At 66.9% G+C, this 19697-nt stretch carries 22 protein-coding genes; 16 read left to right on the top strand and 6 right to left on the bottom strand.

Translation table 11 applies throughout. From position 1 onward, the window contains the following. Window positions 1–2: 2 nt before the first annotated feature. A complete protein-coding gene (locus ACP7AI_RS05755; protein ID WP_426165042.1) occupies window positions 3–698 on the top strand; it encodes a hypothetical protein in 696 nt (231 codons plus the stop codon). Here ACP7AI_RS05755 and ACP7AI_RS05750 read toward each other — a convergent pair. Next, window positions 695–1300 carry a GNAT family N-acetyltransferase gene (locus ACP7AI_RS05750; RefSeq protein WP_426165040.1) on the bottom strand — a complete coding sequence of 202 codons (606 nt, stop codon included), beginning with the start codon at window positions 1298–1300 and terminating at the stop codon, window positions 695–697. The two genes, ACP7AI_RS05755 and ACP7AI_RS05750, sit on opposite strands and share 4 nt — an antisense overlap. Next, window positions 1297–2151, bottom strand: coding sequence for an oxygen-dependent coproporphyrinogen oxidase (gene hemF, locus ACP7AI_RS05745; protein WP_426165038.1), 855 nt, complete (start codon window positions 2149–2151; stop codon window positions 1297–1299). Before hemF ends, ACP7AI_RS05750 begins: the two co-directional genes overlap by 4 nt. A gap of 195 nt (window positions 2152–2346) precedes the next feature. On the opposite strand from hemF, the gene petA reads away from it, so the two are divergent. The 5 genes from petA (at window position 2347) to ACP7AI_RS05720 (ending at window position 6624) form a co-directional block, all read left to right on the top strand. Continuing rightward, on the top strand, window positions 2347–2913 hold the full coding sequence (petA, locus tag ACP7AI_RS05740) for a ubiquinol-cytochrome c reductase iron-sulfur subunit (protein ID WP_426165036.1): 567 nt from the start codon (window positions 2347–2349) through the stop codon (window positions 2911–2913). Between the two features lie 10 nt (window positions 2914–2923). Next, window positions 2924–4237 (top strand): cytochrome b, encoded by a 1314-nt coding sequence (locus ACP7AI_RS05735; RefSeq protein WP_426165034.1) that lies wholly within the window; start codon window positions 2924–2926, stop codon window positions 4235–4237. An 11-nt stretch (window positions 4238–4248) separates the two neighbouring features. Further along, entirely contained in the window at window positions 4249–5094 is an 846-nt protein-coding gene (locus ACP7AI_RS05730; protein ID WP_426165032.1) for a cytochrome c1, read from the top strand. 76 nt (window positions 5095–5170) lie between these two features. Beyond that, window positions 5171–5701, top strand: a complete 531-nt coding sequence (locus ACP7AI_RS05725; RefSeq protein ID WP_426165030.1) for an adenine phosphoribosyltransferase — start codon at window positions 5171–5173, stop codon at window positions 5699–5701. A gap of 119 nt (window positions 5702–5820) precedes the next feature. Next, complete coding sequence (locus ACP7AI_RS05720; RefSeq protein ID WP_426165028.1) at window positions 5821–6624, top strand: hypothetical protein; 804 nt, start codon at window positions 5821–5823, stop codon at window positions 6622–6624. A gap of 94 nt (window positions 6625–6718) precedes the next feature. Here ACP7AI_RS05720 and ACP7AI_RS05715 read toward each other — a convergent pair whose 3' ends face one another. The 3 genes from ACP7AI_RS05715 to ACP7AI_RS05705 are packed head-to-tail and all read right to left on the bottom strand — an operon-like array spanning window position 6719 to window position 10362. Continuing rightward, window positions 6719–7048, bottom strand: coding sequence for a DUF6481 family protein (locus tag ACP7AI_RS05715; protein ID WP_426165026.1), 330 nt, complete (start codon window positions 7046–7048; stop codon window positions 6719–6721). Between the two features lie 24 nt (window positions 7049–7072). Then, complete coding sequence (locus ACP7AI_RS05710; RefSeq protein WP_426165024.1) at window positions 7073–9169, bottom strand: molybdopterin-dependent oxidoreductase; 2097 nt, start codon at window positions 9167–9169, stop codon at window positions 7073–7075. 23 nt (window positions 9170–9192) lie between these two features. After that, window positions 9193–10362 carry an aminotransferase class I/II-fold pyridoxal phosphate-dependent enzyme gene (locus ACP7AI_RS05705; RefSeq protein WP_426165022.1) on the bottom strand — a complete coding sequence of 390 codons (1170 nt, stop codon included), beginning with the start codon at window positions 10360–10362 and terminating at the stop codon, window positions 9193–9195. 107 nt (window positions 10363–10469) lie between these two features. Here ACP7AI_RS05705 and ACP7AI_RS05700 point away from each other — a divergent pair, with 107 nt between their 5' ends. Genes ACP7AI_RS05700 through ACP7AI_RS05685 form a run of 4 tightly spaced genes read left to right on the top strand, consistent with a single transcriptional unit; the run spans window position 10470 to window position 14098 of the window. Further along, the gene (locus ACP7AI_RS05700) at window positions 10470–10961 is read left to right on the top strand and encodes a pyridoxamine 5'-phosphate oxidase family protein (RefSeq protein ID WP_426165020.1); all 492 of its coding nucleotides are present in this window, start codon (window positions 10470–10472) and stop codon (window positions 10959–10961) included. A 41-nt stretch (window positions 10962–11002) separates the two neighbouring features. Beyond that, on the top strand, window positions 11003–11665 hold the full coding sequence (locus tag ACP7AI_RS05695; RefSeq protein WP_426165018.1) for a Pr6Pr family membrane protein: 663 nt from the start codon (window positions 11003–11005) through the stop codon (window positions 11663–11665). Between the two features lie 58 nt (window positions 11666–11723). Then, entirely contained in the window at window positions 11724–13244 is a 1521-nt protein-coding gene (locus ACP7AI_RS05690; RefSeq protein ID WP_426165016.1) for an acyl-CoA synthetase, read from the top strand. Next, window positions 13244–14098, top strand: coding sequence for a TraB/GumN family protein (locus tag ACP7AI_RS05685; protein ID WP_426165014.1), 855 nt, complete (start codon window positions 13244–13246; stop codon window positions 14096–14098). The genes ACP7AI_RS05690 and ACP7AI_RS05685 overlap by 1 nt, the downstream gene beginning before the upstream one ends. A 10-nt stretch (window positions 14099–14108) precedes the next feature. Here ACP7AI_RS05685 and ACP7AI_RS05680 read toward each other — a convergent pair whose 3' ends face one another. Further along, window positions 14109–14717 carry an RBBP9/YdeN family alpha/beta hydrolase gene (locus ACP7AI_RS05680; protein ID WP_426165012.1) on the bottom strand — a complete coding sequence of 203 codons (609 nt, stop codon included), beginning with the start codon at window positions 14715–14717 and terminating at the stop codon, window positions 14109–14111. 329 nt (window positions 14718–15046) lie between these two features. Between ACP7AI_RS05680 and ACP7AI_RS05675 the strand changes: the two genes are divergently transcribed. The 6 genes from ACP7AI_RS05675 to ACP7AI_RS05650 all read left to right on the top strand — a co-directional run bounded on the left by ACP7AI_RS05675 (window position 15047) and on the right by ACP7AI_RS05650 (window position 19695). Further along, window positions 15047–15673, top strand: coding sequence for a 50S ribosomal protein L25/general stress protein Ctc (locus tag ACP7AI_RS05675; protein WP_426166564.1), 627 nt, complete (start codon window positions 15047–15049; stop codon window positions 15671–15673). A gap of 65 nt (window positions 15674–15738) precedes the next feature. Next, entirely contained in the window at window positions 15739–16302 is a 564-nt protein-coding gene (pth, locus tag ACP7AI_RS05670) for an aminoacyl-tRNA hydrolase (protein WP_426165010.1), read from the top strand. Window positions 16303–16424: 122 nt separating this feature from the next. Continuing rightward, window positions 16425–17525, top strand: a complete 1101-nt coding sequence (gene ychF, locus ACP7AI_RS05665) for a redox-regulated ATPase YchF (protein ID WP_426165007.1) — start codon at window positions 16425–16427, stop codon at window positions 17523–17525. A 126-nt stretch (window positions 17526–17651) separates the two neighbouring features. Next, a complete protein-coding gene (locus ACP7AI_RS05660; RefSeq protein ID WP_426165005.1) occupies window positions 17652–18113 on the top strand; it encodes an RcnB family protein in 462 nt (153 codons plus the stop codon). 101 nt (window positions 18114–18214) lie between these two features. Then, window positions 18215–19366, top strand: coding sequence for a molybdopterin-dependent oxidoreductase (locus tag ACP7AI_RS05655; RefSeq protein WP_426165003.1), 1152 nt, complete (start codon window positions 18215–18217; stop codon window positions 19364–19366). After that, window positions 19366–19695 carry a cytochrome c gene (locus ACP7AI_RS05650; protein ID WP_426165001.1) on the top strand — a complete coding sequence of 110 codons (330 nt, stop codon included), beginning with the start codon at window positions 19366–19368 and terminating at the stop codon, window positions 19693–19695. Before ACP7AI_RS05655 ends, ACP7AI_RS05650 begins: the two co-directional genes overlap by 1 nt. Window positions 19696–19697 lie beyond the last annotated feature (2 nt).

Here is a 19697-nt window from a genome sequence, read left to right as displayed (position 1 = left end):
CCGTGACAAGCCTCGCCGTCGGCGACATCTGGCAGTCGACGATCGCCGTCATCCGGCCGCGCCTGGGTGAACTGGTCGCGGTGGCGGCGCCGTTCACGCTGCTCGTCGACATGGTGCTGACGCTGTACGGGCCGACGCCGCCGCAAACGATGGCCGGCTATACGATCGACATCGTTCTGGTGCTGCTGCTGTTGCCGGCGCTGATCGGGATGATCGCCCAGCTTGCCGTGACCCGGCTGGTCGCCGTGCCGGAGGAGCCGCCGCGGCTGGCGCTGTCGGCGGCCTTTGCCACGGCCCCCCTCTATCTTGGCGCGCTGCTGCTGACCGCCGCACCGACGGCGCTCGGCATGTTGCTGTTGATCGTGCCCGGGCTCTATCTGGTCGCCCGGCTTTATGTGGTGGCGCCGATCATCGCGGTCGATAGGCTCGGCCCGGTCGCGGCGGTGCAGCGCAGCTGGACAATGACGGCGGGGCACGGCGGGCCGATCCTGCTGTTCCTGGTGCTGCTGCTGCTGTTCCTGTTCGGCGCGTCGATGCTGGCGGCCGGGGTCGGATCGGCGTTTGCGTCGGTGCTCGCCGTGGTCGGCCTGAAAGCGGTCGGCACCTTCGTTGCGGCACTGATCGGTGCCAGCGTTGCGATGCTGATGGCGATCGCGAGCGCGGTGGCGGCGACGGTGGTGTACCTGAAGCTGCGCTAGAGCAGCGGAACGCGCGGGGCGGTATCCGGCGGATACAGGCCGGCGGCGCGCGGGTCCTCGTAGATCTCGACGGCGCGGGCGAAGGGCCTGAAGCCTTCGCGCTGGTAGAAGCCGAGCGCCGAAGGGTGGTCGAGGTCGCAGGTGTGAACCCAGCCGCGCGTGATGGCCCGCCGGGCGGCGCCGCCGGTCCAGCCGAGCTGCAGCGCATGCGCCATGAGCCAGGCGCCATGGCCGTTGCCGGTTATACCGGGGACGAGGCCGAAATAGGCGATCTCGAATTCATCCGGCACGGCGAAGTCGAGCTCCAGCAGCCCGACCGCGACGCCATCGCGTCGGGTGACGACATGGACTTCGGTGGTGTCGGCGTCGAGGACGCGGCCGAGTTCGGCATCGTCCATGACCAGCCGGCCGCGCCACAGCCATTCCTGGCCGATCTGGCGGAACAGCGCGCGATAGCGTTCCCGATCGACCGGCGCCGGCCAGCGTTCGAGCCGCAGCGCCGACTTGCTGGGGCCGGCGACGGGTGGCGGCGCCAGCATTTCGAGGCTGGTGACCACCGTCGCCACATGGCCGGCGGGAACGGGGATCAGGCCGGCGCTCAATCCCAGCGCGCTTCCGGCGGCAGGCTCATCAGGATGGCGTCGACATTGCCGCCGGTCTTGAGGCCGAAGGTCGTGCCGCGATCGTAGACGAGGTTGAACTCGGCATAGACGCCGCGATAGCGCAGCTGCGCCAGCCGCTCCTCGGCGGTGAACGGCTGGTGCATCTTTTCGCGCACCAGCTGCGGATAGATGCTGTTGAAGGTGCGGCCGACATCCTGGGTGAAGGCGAAATCCCGGTCCCAGTCGCCGCTGTCGAGATGATCGTAGAAGATGCCGCCGACGCCGCGATGGCGGTTGCGGTGCGGTACCCAGAAATATTCTTCCGCCCATTTGGCATAGGCCGGGTAGTGCGCCGGATCATGGCCGTCGCACATGGTCTTCAGCGCGGCGTGAAACGCCTCGGTCTGCCCGGTGTCGGGCAGGGCGGGGTTGAGATCGGCGCCGCCGCCGAACCAGCGCTTGGTGGTGACGAGGTGGCGGGTGTTCATGTGTACAGCCGGCACGTGCGGGTTGCACGGGTGGATGACGAGGCTGATACCGGTCGCGAAAAAGCGCGGATCCTCGCCGGCGCCATTGATCTGCTTGGCGAATTCCGGGCTGAAGCTGCCGTGGACGGTGGAGATGTTGACCCCGGCCTTTTCGAAGACGCGGCCCTTCAGCACCGACATGACGCCGCCGCCGCCGTCCTCGCCGCTCGGGTCGGGGCGCTGCCAGGCGGTGCGTTCGAAGCGCCCGGCCGGCGCGTCGCCGGTCCCCTCGTCCTCGATCTTTTCAAGCGCGGCGCAGATGTCGTCGCGCAGCTGTCGGAACCAGGTCTGGGCGGCGGTCTGGCGGTCATCGAGCGTGTACATGGCGCCATTAACCGCATCGTGTGCCGAAACGGAACCCCGCAAAAGCGCGTAACGTTGCAATCCGGTCACCTGCACCCTTGCGCCAATTTGTCCGCACAAAGGGCGTTGCGTTATCTGCTATGATACGACTATTGCGGCGCTGATACGGGTGGCGCGCAGGTGACACCCGGATGGTTTCTTTTTCAGAGGTCCTTGATGGCTAGCGAGACGCGGCTTCCCCTCGACACCGGCTTGGCGCCCGAAGGCGAGCGCCGGCGCGATTTCCTGTATGTCGCCACCGGCGCCTTTGCCGCCGCCGGCGCCGCCGCGGTGGTCGTGCCGCTGGTCAACCAGATGAACCCGTCGGCCGACGTGCTGGCGCTGGCGTCGATCGACCTCGACCTGACGCCGATCCAGCCCGGCCAGGCCGTGGTGGTGTCGTGGCGCGGCAAGCCGGTGTTCGCCCGCCAGTTGACCCCGGCCGAGATTGCGGAGGCCAACAAGGTCGATGTGAAGAGCCTGCGCGATCCGCAGACTCTGGCCGAGCGCACCAAGCCCGGCAATGAAAAGTGGCTGATCACGCTTGGCGTCTGCACCCACCTCGGCTGCGTGCCGCTGGGCGCTCGCGAGGGTGAGAAGCGCGGCGATTTCGGCGGTTATTTCTGCCCGTGCCACGGCTCGCAGTACGACACCGCCGGCCGCATTCGTGGCGGCCCGGCGCCGACCAATCTCGAGGTGCCGAGCTATGCATTCAAGTCGCCAACATCCGTGACGATCGGCTGAGGAGGATCAGATGAGCTTTCCCTGGGCCAAGCAGTATCAGCCGACCACCGAGATCGGCAAATTCATGGACAGCCGGCTGCCGCTGCCGCGCTTTGTCTACGGTGCCCTTGGCGCCGGCTACCCGACGCCGAAGAACCTGAATTATTTCTATAATTTCGGCGTTCTCGCCGGTGTCGCACTGGTCATCCAGATCATCACCGGCGTCGTGCTTGGCATGCATTATGCCGCCAATGTCGCCGTCGCCTTCGATAGCGTCGAGCACATCATGCGCGACGTCAATTCGGGCTGGATGCTGCGCTACATGCATGCGGTGGGTGCCAGCTTCTTCTTCGGCGTCGTCTATGTGCACATCTTCCGCGGCCTGTATTACGGATCGTACAAGCCGCCCCGCGAAGTGCTGTGGATGCTCGGCCTGGTCATCTTCCTGCTGATGATGGCGACCGCGTTCATGGGCTATGTCCTTGTGTGGGGCCAGATGAGCTTCTGGGGCGCCACCGTCATCACCGGGCTGTTTTCGGCGATTCCGCTCGTCGGCAGTGCCATCCAGACCTGGCTGCTCGGTGGCTTTGCACCCGACAACGCGACGCTCAACCGTTTCTTCTCGCTGCATTATCTGCTGCCGTTCGTGATCTTCGGCGTGATCATCCTGCACGTCTGGTCGCTGCACATCCCGGGGTCGAACAACCCGACCGGCGTCGATGTGAAGGGCCCGCAGGATACCGTGCCGTTCCACCCCTATTACACCGCCAAGGACTTCTTCGGCCTTGGCGTCTATCTGACGCTGTTCGCCGCCGTGGTGTTCTTCGCGCCGAACGCGCTGGGCGAACCGGATAATTATATCCCCGCCAACTCGCTGTCGACGCCGGCACACATCGTCCCGGAATGGTATTTCTGGCCGTTCTACGCGATCCTGCGCGCCTTCACGACCGACTTCCTGTTCATTCCCGCCAAGCTGTGGGGCGTGATCGCGATGTTCGCGTCGATCCTGCTGCTGTTCTTCCTGCCCTGGCTCGACACGTCGCCGGTGCGCTCGAACAGCTATCGTCCGCTCAATCGTATCCTGTTCTGGGTGTTCGTGGTGGTCTGCCTCGTGCTCGGCGTCTGCGGCGGCAAGCCGGCGGCGGAACCCTGGGTGCGGCTCAGCCAGGTGCTGACGGCTTATTACTTCGCGCACTTCCTCATCATCACGCCGCTGGTCAGCCGCTTCGAAAAGACGCTGCCGCTGCCCCGGTCGATCTCGGACGCCGTGCTTGCCAAATACGGCAAGACGCCGACGGGCGGCGCGGGCGGTCTCGGCGGCGCCGCCGCGCAGCCGGCTGAATAAGGGTTCCATCGATGATTCGTCTTGGTGCGCTTGGCCTCGGCCTGCTGTTCGTCATCACCGTGCTGTGGGGCGCCATCCAGCCCCGCGACGTGGTCCCCGAGGATCCCGTCGAGAAGCTGCACAAGCATCCCGAGGAGATCGCCTGGACCCACAACGGCCCCGGCAACCTGGGGGTGCTCGGCACCTTCGACCGCAAGCAGCTGCAGCGCGGTTTCCAAGTCTACAAGGAAATCTGCTCGGCCTGCCATTCTATCAATCGCGTCGCTTTCCGCGACCTGGCAGCGCTGGGTTTCTCGGAACCCGAGGTGAAGGCGCTCGCGGCGCAGTATGAAGTGCCGTCGATCGACGACAAGACCGGCGAGCCGGCGACCCGCAAGGCGACCCCGGCGGATAAGTTCCCGTTGAACTATCCGAACGAAGTCGCGGCGCGGGCAGCTCAGAACGGCGCCTATCCGCCCGACCTGTCGCTGATGACCAAGGCGCGTGAGGACGGGACCAACTATGTCCATTCGCTGCTGGTCGGCTATGCCGATGCGCCGGCCAACTGGACGGTGCCGGACGGGCTGTACTACAATCCCTATTTCCACTCGCTCAACATCGCGATGCCGCCGCCGCTGGCCGCCGATGACCAGATCACCTATGCCGATGGCACCAAGGCGACCAAGGACCAGATGGCGCGCGACGTGTCGGCCTTCCTGACCTGGACCGCCGAGCCCAAGCTTGAAGCACGCAAGGAAACCGGCGTTGCCGCGATCATTTTCCTGCTGATCCTCACCGGCCTTGGTTACCTCAGCTATCGGAAGGTCTGGGCCGACATCAAGGGCAAGGCACGCTCGAACGTCGTTGATAACGTCTGAACGATAGGCGATACGAACGCGCGGGGGCGGCCATTCCAGCGGAATGGTCGCCCCTTTGCCGTCAGGGGGAATGATGATGACCGATGCCGAATTGCGGGCGCTGGTCCGCACCATCCCGGATTATCCCAAGCCCGGCATCCAGTTTCGCGACATCACCACGCTGCTGCTCGACGGCGCTGGCTTTGCCGCGACGATCGAGCGCCTGGCCGCGTCGGGCCCGGTGCCCGACCTGATCGCCGGCATCGAGGCGCGCGGCTTTATCTTCGGCGCGGCGCTGGCGCATCGCCTCGGCTGCGGGATGGTGCTGCTGCGGAAAAAGAACAAGCTGCCGGGGCGGGTGACGGGCATCAACTACGCGCTGGAATATGGCCAGGATCGGATCGAAATGCACGCCGACGCCGTGACGCCGGGCGCGAATGTGCTGCTGGTCGACGACCTGATCGCGACGGGCGGGACCGCGCTGGCGGGTGTCGAGTTGCTGCGCGGGGCGGGGGCGGTGGTCGAGCGGGCGGCGTTCGTGGTCGATTTGCCGGACCTCGGCGGCGCTGCGCGGCTGGCGGCTGCAGGGGTTGAGGTGACGGCGCTGTTGGGGTTCGAGGGAGATTAAGGGCCTCCGGCGGCTGGGGCCTTGGCCCCAGACCCCGATTTGACAGCGCCCCTGCGGCTTTTGGTGCCATACAGAGGAATGAGGCCGGCAGAAATGGCTGACAAGCAAGGCGGTTGGTCATGAAGTCGGCGTTCTTGGCAATTGCGCTTCACGGCCTTCTCGCCAACGCACCAGCCCAGGCCGCGAGCCCGTTTGATGGGGACTGGATTGCCGACCTCGACAGGCAGAGCGGTCTCGCTACTGACAGTTACCTAGTTCGAGACGGGCAATATGCGTGCGACTCCTGCGCGCCGCAGCGATCCCATCCGGCAGACGGCAAAATGCACCCTGTGGCTGGTGATCCCGACGTTGCCACGGAATCCGTGACCGTCACAGGCCCGCGATCGATCGTCACCCATATCATCGGTCCGCCGCTCGACCGGCTGACGACAATGACCGTTGCAGCCGATGATCAGACCGCGACATATGTCGCGATAGATCATCGCCCCGGCGTGTCAATTCCATTGCGAACCGAATACCTCGCCCGACGTCTCGCGCCCGCGCCTCCCGGCGCGCATCCGGTCTCGGGCAAGTGGCAGGGCGTGGAGTATATCGAGGTGCCCGAGATCGTCAGAACGACGCAGTTACGTCTTGAAGGGGATCAGTTCAGTCGGTCCAATCTGCTCGGGACATCCTATACCGCGCGTCTCGGCGGCGACTATGTGCCACTTCGTTCGACACATGGCGGCAATGTCACGATAGCGGTTCGTCGAACCGGCCAACGGCAGATCGAGGAGCGCGCGCAGAGAGACGGCCAATTGCTTGTCGTGCGCACCTTCACTGTCGCGCGCGATGGTCGCTCAATGGAGACGGCAACGACCGACCCCATACAAGGTACGACGTTCCGATCGACGTCCCACCGTGCTGGCAAACGACACAAGTGAGTTGTTCGCCGCTCCCGGAGCTTCGCACTCAGGCGTAAGCCGGGAACTCAAGAAAACGGGGTCCGGGCCTCAGGCCCGGCCGCCGGAGGCCTTGTTACCGGCCTTTTTTCCGCGCCGCGTAGCGCGCGTCGCGGGCGGCCTTCGCCGCCGCTTCGCGGGCGATTGCGACCAGGCGGTCCTGTTCGGCCTTGACCACGGCTTCGGCTTCCTTGGCGAGGCGAGCTTCCTCGGCGCGGACGGCGGCTTCGGCGCGTTCCTTCTTGCGCTCTTCCTCGCGTTCGGCGCGCTTTTCGGCGGCGCGGGCGCGGGCGGCGAGGGCTTCCTCGTTGGGGGGCGGCGCGCTCTTGAACTTGTCGAGGGCGGCCTTGCGGGCTTCGGCCGCGGCTTTGGCGCGGTCGGTGTGATCGGGGAGTTTGAATGCCATAGAGCGGGCTCCTTAGCCGCTCCCCTATTCCGCTGCAACTGCCTCGACGATACGGGCGACGGTAACCGGCGTGCCGACCAGCGCGGCGTTGCCCGACAGGGGGTCGATACGGTCGCGGCTGGTCAGGTCGTTGATGGAGACGCCGGGACGTTGCCGGGCGACGCCGAGGCGGACGCCCTTGCGGCCATGGCCGAAGCCATGAGGCAGGGAGACGACGCCGGGCATGACCGAATCGGTGACCTCGGCGACGACCTCGACGCGGCCGACGCTGCTGGCGATGCTGACCAGGTCGCCATCGGCGATGGCGCGGGCGGCGGCGTCATCGGGGGCAATCATCAGCGTGCAGCGCAGCGGCCCCTTGGCGAGGCGCGGTGAATTGCCGAGCCAGCTATTGTTGTTGCGGACATGGCGGCGGCCGATGAGGAGCAGGCCGTCGCCGGGCGCGGCTGCAAGCCAGGCAGCGAAGCGCCCGGTGAGGTCGGCGATGAGCAGTTCGGGCGCGCAGGCGATGGTCTTGTCCGGCGTCTTCAGCCGTTCCGGCAGGCGCGGTTCATGGGCGCCGAGATCGAGGCCGTGCGGATGTGCCTCGATATCGGCGAGGGTCAGGCCGCGCGGGCTGTTGCGCAGCATACGGTCGAGCGTTTCGCGCGGCGGCACGATATTGGGCAGCGGCTGGCCAAGGGCGCCGGCGATGGCGCGGGCGAGCTCGGCGACGATTTCCCAGTCGTTTTTCGTGCCTGGCGTGCGGTCGAACACCGGCGGCGAATAATTGGCGAAGTTGCGCGTGGCGATCGGCGCCAGGAACAGCGGGTAATGGTCCTTTTCCAGCGGGCCGCATGGCGGCAGGATGTAATGGGCATGGGCGCTGGTGGCGGTGACGTACATGTCGATGCTGACCATGAGCTCGATCCCGGCGAGCGCCGCATCGAGCGCGCCGCCATCGGGCACCGACAGCACCGGGTTGCCGGCGATGGTGAACAGCGCGCGGACCTCGCCCTCACCTGGCGTCGCGATTTCCTCCGCCATGGCGACGGCGGGGTATTCCCCCAGGATCTCGGGATGGCCCGAAACGCGGCTGTGGAAGCGGCCGCGGGTGCCCGATCCGGTCTGGCCGACGATGTCGACGGCGGGGGACGAAAACATGGCGCCGCCGACACGGTCGAGATTGCCGGTGGCGATGTTGATGAGGTTGATCAGCCAGTGGTTGAGCGTGCCGAATTCGGCGGTGGACACGCCGATGCGGCCATAGACGACCGCGGGTTCGCCGCTGCCCAGCGTGGTGGCGAGGTCGCGAATCACCGGCTCTGCAATCCCGCAGGCAGCGGCGCAGGCGGCGATGTCGAACCGGCGGAGGGCGGCCCAGGCGTCGTCCCAGCCGGCGAGCATCGGGGCCAGCCGGCCGGGGGCCACCAGCCCGGCCGCGTCGAGCGCCAGCAGCAGGCCGACGAGCAGCGCCGGGTCGCTGCCGGGGCGGATGAAATGATGGGCGTCGGCGATCTCCGCGGTTTCGGTGCGCCGCGGATCGATGACGGTCAGCGTGCCGCCGCGCGCCTGCAGCGCCTGGATGCGCTTCCTGACGTCAGGGACGGTCCAAACGCTGCCGTTCGACGCCAGCGGATTGCCGCCGATGATGACCATGTGCTGCGCGTGGTCGATGTCGGGGACGGGGAATAGCGCATTATGGCCGTACATCCACATCTGGACGAGCTGGTGCGGCACCTGGTCGACGCTGGAGGCAGAGAAGTTGTTGCGGGCGCCGAGTGCCTTGCGCAGCAGCGGGATCTGCGGCGTGACGCTGTAGTTGTGGGCGTTCGGGTTGCCGACATAGATCGCCGTCTCGCCGCCGCCGGTGCGCATGCCGGCGACACGGGCGGCGATTTCAGCATAGGCCTGGTCCCAGCCGATGGGTTGCCAGTCATCGCCGACGCGCTTTACCGGCGTGCGCAGCCGGTCGGGGTCGCTTTCCAGGTCGGCGATGGCCGTCGCCTTGGGGCAGATATGGCCGCGCGAGAGCGGGTTTTCGGCGTCGCCCTTGATCGACAGCACCGTGCGGCCTGCGGTTTCCACGACGATGCCGCAATTGGCTTCGCAGATGTGGCAGGTGCGAAAATGCGTGGTCATGGCGCGGCTCCTCGGGCCTGATGCTAGGCCTGCCGGCGGGCCGGCGAAAGGGCCGGTTGCGCGGCGAACCAGGGGACCAGCCGGCCGATCGCCGCCTCGACCAGCGGCGTCGACACGGCAAAGCTGAAGCGCATGAAGCAATGGCCGTCGACGGGATCGAAATCGATGCCGGGGGCGATCGCGACGCCGGTTTCCTCGAGCAGCCGGGCGCAGAAGGCCAGGCTGTCGTCGGTCAGATGGCCGATGTCGGCATAGATGTAGAAGGCGCCGTCGGGCGGCGCGATATGGGCGAGGCCGAGCGCCGGCAGCGCCGCCAGCAGCAGGTCGCGGTTGCGCGCATAGGTGACGATATGGCCATCGAGTTCGTCGCGGCAATCGAACGCCGCCAGCCCGACATGCTGGGCCAGCGAGCCCGGTGTCAGGAACAGATTGCCCATCCGTGCCCGCGCCGCGCCGATCAACGCCGGCGGCACCAGCAGCCAGCCGAGCCGCCAGCCCGGCATGCTGAAATATTTGGAGAAGCTGTTGACGACCAGCGCGTCGGGCGCGAATTCGAGCATCGATCGCGCCGGGCCGACATAGCTGAGGCCGTGGTAGATCTCGTCGGAGATGATGCGGATGCCGCGCGCCCGGCAGACGTCGGCAATGGCGGCCATTTCGGAGTCGCCGATGATGGTGCCGGTCGGGTTAGCCGGGCTGGCGATGATAACGCCGTCGGGCGCCGGTTCGAGCGCCTCGAGGGCGGCGGCGGTCAGCTGGTAACGTTCGGCGGCGCCGCAGGGGATCTCGACCGGCACAAGGTGCAGCGTCTTCAGCGTGTTGCGATAGGCGACATAGCCGGGGCGGGCGATGGCGACCCGGGCGCCCGGCGCGAACAGGCACGACAGCGCCAGCACGAACGCTGGCGAGGCGCCGCAGGTCAGCACGATCTGTTCGGGATCGATGGCGAGGCCATGGCTGTCGGCATAGTGAAGCGCGATGCGCGCCTTCAGCGCAGCGCTTTCCCAATAGCCGTTGTCGGGCCGGTCGAGCAGCTGATGAGCAAGCGCGATGGTCGCCGTGGGCGCGCCGGTCGACGGCTGGCCGAATTCCATGTGGATGATCGAACGTCCGGTTGCCTCCAGCTGATAGGCACGACGGCTGATCGTCATGGCGTGGAACGGCGCGATGTCGGGGATGGCGGTTGAGCTCATGTCCGATCGTCATGCCGCCAGCGGCGCCACAACGCAAACGGCACCGGAACCATCGCGCGTCGTCCGCCGTTTCGGCTGGCAACCCTCATCAGGCAAGGAGACACGACATGGCCACCCCGCAGGAACTCGAAGAGAAGTTCTGGGACGCGCTCGAATCCGATCGCACCATGATGCTCGGCATCGATGGCGCCGAGGACGGCCATGCCCGGCCGATGACCGCGCAGTTCGAGAACGACGCCAGCCCGATCTGGTTTTTCGGCGGCCGTGACAATGCGCTGTTCGATGCGGTGACCGGCACCGGCAGCTCGCGGGCGATCGCGACCTTCACGTCCAAGGGCCACGACCTGTTCGCCACCGTCCACGGCACGCTGGCGGTCGACAATGATCGCGCCAATATCGACCGGCTGTGGAACAGCCATGTCGCTGCCTGGTACGAACAGGGCAAGGACGATCCCAATCTGGTGCTGTTCCGTCTCGATGCCGAACGCGCCGAGATCTGGGAGAATGGCAGCAGCCTCGTGGCCGGCATCAAGTCGCTGCTCGGCCGCGATCCGAAGCAGGATTACGAGGGGAAGACCGCCGAGGTGCAGCTGGGCTAGCCCTATTGTCGGCGCGCTGGGCTTTCCGCTAGCGTGTGGTCATGCAGTACGAAGACATGACGACAGCGCGGCGGGCAGCGATGCTCGTCGCGCTTCTTGCAGGTGGGGCGGTGGTCACGCAGGCCGGCCTCAATGCTACGGCGGCGATGGTGAAGGGCACTTCGCCGATGCTCGCGGTCGCGTCGCTTTTCGGTTATTTCACCATCTGGTCGAACACGCTCGTGGCGGCGATTGCGGCGCGCTATGCGGCGCGGGGTGCCGGCGGCGGGCTGCTGACTCGGCCGGGAACGATGGCGGCGGCCGCGGTCTACATCGTCGTCGTCGGTGTCATCTACAATAAGCTGCTGGCGCGCTATAATCCGGTGACCGGGCTGCGGCTGGTGGTCGATACCGTGCTGCACAGCGTCGTGCCGCTGGCCTATGCACTTTGGTGGCTGGTGCTGGTACCGCGGGTGCAGCTCGCCTGGCGGGCACTGTGGCCGGCGCTGGCGTTTCCCTTTGCCTATTGCATCGTCGCCCTGACGCGCGGGCTGTCGACCGGCAAATATGCCTATTTCTTCATCGACATCGGCAAGTACGGCGCCGTGCAGGTGGCGATGAACATCTTGGGGCTGGTGATGTTCTTTGCCGGGTTGATGGCCCTGGTGATTGCCTTCGACCGCTGGGCGCATCGGCGCGGCATGGTCTCGGCATCGGCGGGATGACGGCGGCGCGTCGGCGCGCTAAGCACTCTGCAAAACACGACATCCGGGGAAAATCGTCATGCATCCGTCCGTCCACGCCGCCGCCAGGCCCGATGCCCCCGCCATCATCATGGCGGACAGCGGCCGCACGCTGAGCTATGCCGGGCTGGAGGCGCGATCTAACCAGGTGGCGCAGCTGCTGCGCGCCCATGGTCTGCAGCGCGGCGACACCATCGTCATACTGATGCACAACAGCATCGATTACCTGCCGATCTGCTGGGGCGCGCAGCGGGCGGGTATCGTGTTCGTCGCCATGTCGACCAAGCTGACGGCCGATGAAGCGGGCTATATCGTCCAGGATTCGGGCGCCAGGGCGGTGTTCGCCGGCGCGGCGCTCGGTGCCGTGGCGAGCGCTGCCGCCCCCGATGTGGCGGCACGCTTTGCGAGTGGAGGCCCGGTGGCGGGCTTCGCCGACCTCGATATCGCGCTGGCGGCGATGCCCGCCACGCGCATCGCCGACGAAAGCTGCGGCCGCGACATGCTGTATTCGAGCGGCACCACCGGCCGGCCCAAGGGCGTGCGCGGCGCGCTGCCGGAGGGGCCGATCGAGGCCGGCGACGCGCTGACCGGGCTGGTCGCGATGCTGTACCAGTTCGCGCCCGGCATGGTTTATCTGTCGCCGGCGCCGCTCTATCACGCCGCGCCGCTGCGCTATTGCATGGCCGTCCACCGGTTCGGCGGCACCGTCATCGTCATGGAACGGTTCGAGCCCGAGGCCTATCTGGCGCTGGTCGAAAAACACCGGATCACCCACAGCCAGCTGGTGCCGACGATGTTCGTCCGCATGCTGAAGCTGCCCGAGGACGTGCGCGCAAGATACGATTTGTCGAGTCTCAAGGTCGCCATCCACGCCGCGGCGCCGTGCCCTGTCGATGTGAAGCACGCGATGATCGCCTGGTGGGGGCCGGTGATCTATGAGTATTACTCGGCCACGGAAGGCGCCGGCTTCACCTCGATCACCCCGCAGGAATGGCTGCAAAAGCCGGGCAGTGTCGGCAAGTCGATCCTGGGCACCATCCGGGTGCTCGGCGACGACGACAGCATCCTGGCGCCTGGACAGACCGGCCGCATCTATTTCCACGGCGGCGGCAGCTTCAGCTATCACAACGACCCGGAAAAGACCGCGAGCGTCACCGGCGAGCACGGCGCCACCTTCGGCGACATCGGCCATGTCGATGACGACGGCTATCTGTTCCTGACCGACCGCGCCGCCTTCATGATCATCTCGGGTGGTGTCAACGTCTACCCGCAAGAGGCTGAAAACGCGCTGACCCTGCATCCGGAGGTGGCTGATGTGGCGGTGTTCGGCGTGCCCGATGCCGAGATGGGGGAGGCTGTGAAGGCGGTGGTGCAGCCGCGCGACATGGCGCGCGCGGGGCCGGAGCTGGAAGCGGAGCTGATCGCCTTTGTCCGCTCACGTCTCAGTCATGTGAAATGCCCCAAGAGCATCGATTTCCTGGCCGAACTGCCTCGGCACGACACCGGCAAGCTGTACAAGCGGCTGCTGAAGGACAAATATTGGGCGAAGGACGCAGCTTGATGCGATTGTTGTTCGGGCTGCTGGTCCTGCTGGTGGCGGCGCCTGCCGCGGCTGCCCCGGCGCTGTTCGTGGTCCGTGATGCCGATACCGAAATCACCCTGTTCGGCAGCATCCACGCGCTGCCCAAGGGGGAAAACTGGCAATCGCCGCGCATCATGGATCGCTTCACCGCCGCCGATACGCTGGTGCTGGAGGCGGTGATGCCCGAGGACCCGCTGGCACTGGCGCCGGTCGTGCAGAAGCTCGGCTTCGTGCCCGGCGGCAAGCCGCTGTCGGCGCGCATCGCGCCCGAATTCGCCGCCAAGCTGCCGCCGGCCGCCGCAGCGTCGGGCGTGCCGATCGCCGCGCTCGACCAGATGGCGACCTGGCTGGCGGCGGTGACGCTCAGCGAGGCGAGCTTTGCCGCCATGGGCCTCAGCCCCGCCGATGGCGTCGAACCGGCGCTGACGGCGCGTGCCAAGGCGGCGAAAAAGCCGATCATCGGGCTGGAGACCGCCGAGCAGCAGCTGGGCTATCTCGCCGGCCTGCCCGAGGCCGACCAGGTCAAGATGCTCGAGGCGACGCTCGACGATGTCGCCGCCGCGAAACAGGAAATCGCCGGTCTGATGGCGGCGTGGCGGGCCGGCAACGTGGAGACCATCGCCCGCGATTTCGCCAGCGAGACGCGCGCCTCCCCGGTGCTGCAGGCGACGTTGCTGACCAATCGCAACCGCCGCTGGGCCGACTGGATGGTCGGCGTGATGAAGCGGCCCGGCAAGCTGTTCGTCGCGGTCGGCGCCGGGCATCTCGGCGGGACGGATGGCCTTGTCGCCATGCTGAAGTCGCGCGGGTTGAGCGTCGAGGCCATGCCCTGACGCCGCCGGCTCAGGGCGGGGGTGCTGCTGCACTCCGCAACGCCGCGGCGCGGACATAGGGCGATCGGTCGGCGCTCGCCGTGCCAATCAGCGTGTCGAGCAGGACCTTGCCGAACGGCCAGTTGCCGAGGCCCGAGGCGGCGTTGATATGCCCGATCTGCCCGGCGTTGACGAAGGCGCTGCCCCAGTCGGAGGCAAAGGCGCGGGCCCGTTCAAGCGTCGCATAGCTGTCGTTGCTGCTGGCGACCACCGTCGAGCGGAACGGCAACGCCACCCGCGGCATCGGTGCGAAGCGGGTGATGCAATCCGGCAGGCCGGGACGTTCGACGTCGCAGGGCGCCACCAGCAGGGCGCCGGCGATGCCCGCGATGTTGCCGCCGCGCGCCACCCAGTGCGCGACCGTGGCGCAGCCGAGGCTGTGGGCAACGATGATGACCGGCGGCTCGGCAGCGGCAGCATGGGCCGCCAGCGCAGTGCACCAGCCGTTGGGATCGGGATCGTTCCAGCGGGCCTGTTCGACCCGGCGGCAATCTCGGCGTTCCGCCTGCCAGCGCGTCTGCCAGTGATCGGGGCCGGAGCCATTGTAGCCGGGAACGATCAGGACGGTGGCCGCCGGCATGACATTTTCCTCCGCTTGCAAAAAAATCGGCGGAAGCGTCGCCAGGCTGAACTGACCGGGGAGGTCGGGCGAGGCGCTTCCGCCGCATAGTGACAGCGCGCGGGGGAGACCGGTGCCGCGCTGACATCACCCGGCGGGCTGAGGGCCGAATGACAATCGCGACCATATCCTAGTTGCTTTATGGGGTATCGGTGGTTTTGCTTGCCGGCGCCAAAGGCAAACTTGCTTTTCAGGCTCGCATCGCCTATCCGCGCCGCTTCGCGTCATCCCCATCTGCATCCCTGGAGGCCGGGGCGGCGCGAATTTTGCTATTTTTGGAGAAGCGAGCAATGAGCGAAACGTTGAAGCTCGCGGCCGAGATGCGCGAACGGGCAGGCAAGGGAGCCTCTCGTGCCGTGCGTCGTACCGGCCGCGTCCCCGCCGTGATCTATGGTGCCGGTTCCGCCGCCACCCCGATCCATGTCGAGGAAAAACTGCTGGTCCGCCAGCTGTCCACCGGCCACTTCATGAACTCGGTCATCGAGATCGAGATCGCCGGCGGCGATACGGTTCGCACCCTGCCGCGCGACGTGCAGTTCCATCCGGTTTCCGACCGGCCGATCCATGTCGATTTCTTCCGCCTCGTCGGCAATGCCGTCATCACCGTCGAAGTGCCGGTGCACTTCATGGATGAAGACCAGTCGCCCGGCATGAAGCGCGGCGCGGTACTCAACATCGTTCGCCACGAGCTTCAGCTCGATTGCCCGTCGAACGCCATCCCCGACCAGATCGACATCAGCCTGGCTGGTCTCGACGTCGGCGATTCGATCCACATCAGCGCCGTCACCCTGCCCAAGGGCGTCGTCTCGCACATCAGCGACCGCGATTTCACCATCGCCACGATGGTCGCGCCGTCGGCGCTGAAGAGCGAGAACGCCGAAAGCGAAGCTGCCGCCGAAGAACCGGCCGCGGCCTGAGCCTGATCATTCGAGGCCGGCGGTGTGAAAATCTTCGCCGGACGCCTTAGTCGGAGGCCGGCAAAGTGAAGATCTTTGCCGGCCTCGGAAATCCCGGCGCGTCCTATGCGCTGCACCGGCACAATATCGGTTTCATGGCGGTCGACACGATCGCCGGCGTGCATGGTTTCGGCCCGTGGAAAACCCGTTTCCAGGGGCTGGCCAGCGAGGGCCGCATCGGCGCCGACAAGGTGACGCTGCTGAAGCCGGCGACGTTCATGAACGACAGCGGGCGTTCGGTGGGCGAGGCCTTGCGCTTCTACAAGCTCGCACCCTCGGATGCGCTGACCGTGTTCTACGACGAGCTCGATCTCGAACCATTCAAGGTGCGGGTGAAGCACGGCGGCGGCGCGGCGGGGCATAACGGCATCCGATCGATCGACGTCCATGTCGGGCCCGATTACCGGCGCGTCCGGCTCGGCATCGGCCATCCGGGGCACAAGGACCGGGTGACCGGCCATGTGCTCGGCAATTTTGCCAAGGTCGAGATGGATCCGCTGGCGGACCTGCTCGGTGCGGTGGCAGCCGAGGTGCCGTGGCTGCTGGTGGGGGACGAGGCGCGGTTCGTGAGCGAGATCGCGCGGCGCTGAACTCCCCTCCCTGCAAGGGAGGGCTGGGGGTGGGTGAGTCACTCCCGGACTTACGCTAACCACGCCGGCGACTCACCCACCCCCGACCCTTCCCTTGCAGGGAGGGGAGAAGGAAGAAGAACATGGCCATTCGCTGCGGTATCGTCGGGCTGCCCAATGTCGGCAAATCGACGCTGTTCAACGCCCTCACCGAAACCGCCAGCGCGGCGGCGGCGAATTACCCGTTCTGCACGATCGAGCCCAATGTCGGCAATGTGCCGGTGCCCGATCCGCGGCTCGACGCGCTGTGCCGCATCGGTGGTTCGGCCAAGATCATCGAGACGCAACTGGGTTTCACCGACATTGCCGGCCTTGTGCGCGGCGCGTCGAAGGGGGAGGGGTTGGGCAACCAGTTCCTGGCCAACATCCGCGAGACCGACGCCATCGTCCATGTGCTGCGCTGTTTCGAGGATGACGATGTCACCCATGTCGAGGGCCGCGTCGACCCGGTGTCGGATGCCGAGACGGTGGAAACCGAACTGATGCTTGCGGACCTCGAGAGCCTGGAAAAGCGCGTGCCGGCGCTGGTCAAGAAGGCGACCCAGGGCGACAAGGAGGCGAAGATCCAGGCGCGCGTCCTCGGCGAGGCACTCGAACTGCTGCGCGAAGGCAAGCCGGCGCGGCTGACTGAGCCCAAGGACGAAGAAGAGGCGCGGGCGCTCGGCCAGGCGCAGCTGCTGACGACCAAGCCCGTGCTGTATGTCTGCAACGTCGAGGAAGCCGCGGCGGCGACCGGGAACGCCCATAGCGCCGCGGTGCAGGCGATGGCCACGAAGGTCGGCGCCGGCGCGGTGGTCATTTCCGCCGCGATCGAGGCCGAGGTGGCGATGATGGAGCCGGCCGACCGCCCCGAATATCTGGAGGCCCTGGGCCTGACCGAAACCGGCCTCGCCCGCGTCGTGCGCGCCGCCTATGAACTGCTCGGCCTCATCACCTTCTTCACCGTCGGCCCTAAGGAAGCCCGCGCCTGGACGGTGACCCGCGGGTCGAAGGCACCCCAGGCGGCGGGCGCCATCCATGGTGATTTCGAAAAAGGCTTCATCCGCGCCGAGACGATGGCGTTCGATGATTATGTGAAGTTCAACGGCGAGGCCGGGGCGCGCGAGGCCGGGAAATATCGTTCGGAGGGCAAGGAATATGTCGTCCATGACGGCGATGTGATGCTGTTCCGGTTCAACGTCTGATCTCGCGACAGATCGCTATCCCCAACATTACGGTAGGATAAACAAGTCGTTCGCAATCCGTTCACCCGTCGACGCCGATAAGCGGTGTCGAGGTCGGCGCCATGCCGGCCCGGAAGGAGAGTTGAGATGCGCAACCTGATCATCATCGGCCTGTTGGCCGCCGTCGCGGCGCCGGTGTCCGCCCAGTCCGTCGGCGAGGTGCGTCGCGGCGAGCGCGACGTCCGGCAGCAGCAGCAGCAGCTCCAGGATGCCCGCCGCTATGGCGACCGCAACGACATCCGTGACGAACGCCGCGACGTCCAGGACGCCCGGCAGGAGCTGCGCGAGGATCGGCGCGACCTGCGCGATGATCGCCGCGATCGCCGCGCCTATGTCGCCCCCTATCGCAACTGGACCTATCGCCCCGTCGCCGCGGGCTACCGCCTGCAGCCCGGCTTTTACGGCCAGCGCTACATCATCGCCAATCCGTCCTTCTATCGTCTGCAGCCGGCTGCCCGCAATCAACAGTGGGTTCGCTATGGCAATGACCTGCTGCTGGTGAACATCCGCAACGGCCGCGTGCTCCAGGTCGTGCGCAGCCGCTACTGATCGGTCGCCTGCCGGCCCGTTTCCCGCGCCACGCTGGCCGGGGGGCGGGCCGGCATCGCCCGGGCCTTCCGCTGCGGCGGGAGTTTCGCTACCAGCGTCGGATGCTCTCGCGCCGCCACCTGCTCGCCGCCGCCACCGCCCTGCCGGCAGCGCGGGCACTGGCGGCGTCGACCCCGCCGCTGACCCGGGCCTTTCCCGGCAAGGCCGAGATGATCCTGCAGCGCACCACGCCGGCGCTGCTCGAAACGCCCCTGTCGGCCTTTCAGGATATCATCACGCCCAACGACCGGTTCTTCGTGCGCTGGCACTGGCCGTTCCCGACCGAGATCGACCCGGCGACGTTTCGCCTGAGGGTCGATGGTCATGTGACCAGGCCGCTCGATCTGTCGCTGGCCGCGCTGAAACGCCTGCCGCGATTCGAGATCACCGCCGTCAACCAATGCTCCGGCAATTCCCGCGCGCTGTTCAGCCCGCGCATCGCCGGCGCGCAATGGACGCATGGGGCGATGGGCAACGCACGCTGGACGGGGGTGCGGCTGCGCGACGTGCTCGATCGCGCCGGCGCGAAGCCGGGTGCGGTACAGGTGCGCTTTTCGGGGCTCGACGAGCCCGTCACGCCCGATGCGCCTGATTTCCGGAAATCGCTCGCTGTCGATCACGCCCGTAACGGCGAGGTGATGATCGCCTGGGCGATGAACGGCGAGGCGCTGCCAATCCTCAACGGCTTTCCGCTGCGGCTGGTCGTGCCCGGATGGTTTTCGACCTACTGGGTCAAGATGCTCGACCATATCGAGGTGCTGGACAAACCCGACGACAATTACTGGATGGCGAAGGCCTATCTGGTACCCGACACGCTCGATGGCAGCATCGCGCCGGGGACCAAGGATTTTGCGAAGCGGCCGATCAGCACGATGGTGCCGCGGGCGTTCATCACCAATGTCGCTGAAGGGGCGCGGTTGCCGCTGGCGCCCACGCCGGTCGGCGGCATTGCGATGGGCGGCGACAGCGGCGTCGCGCGGGTCGAGGTGTCGGGCGATGGCGGCGCGAGCTGGGCGGAAGCGAAACTCGGCCCCGATGCCGGCAAATACAGCTTTCGGCGCTTCGATGCGGTCGTCACCCCGACGCGCGGCGCCGCCGCGCTGATGGCGCGCTGCACTAACGCCGCCGGCAAGGTGCAGCCGATGACCGGCATCTGGAACCCCGGCGGCTATCTGCGCGGCCAGGTCGAAACCACCAACGTGATCTTCGCCTGATGCGGACCATCATCGCCGCCCTGGCCGTGTCGCTGCTGTCGGTCGCCGGCCTGTCGGCGCCGGTTTCGATCGAATTGCCCAATGACCTCACGGCGTTTGCCGACATCCCGGGCGGCCCGAGCGCCGAGGCCGTCAACAACAACTGCCGCGCCTGTCACTCCGCGAGCATGGTGCTGACGCAGCCCCGGCTGACCCGCGCCGAATGGACCGCCGAGGTCGCGAAAATGCGCAATATCTACAAGGCGCCGGTCGATCCCGCCGACGATGCCGCGATCATCGACTGGCTGGTGGCGATGAGCGACAAGCTGGCGCCCAAAGCTGCCGGTTGACC

It is taken from the genome of Sandarakinorhabdus sp. DWP1-3-1 (assembly GCF_049896705.1).
In the GTDB taxonomy this organism is placed as follows: Bacteria; Pseudomonadota; Alphaproteobacteria; order Sphingomonadales; family Sphingomonadaceae; genus Sandarakinorhabdus.
This window is presented reverse-complemented; position numbering and strand designations above follow the sequence as displayed.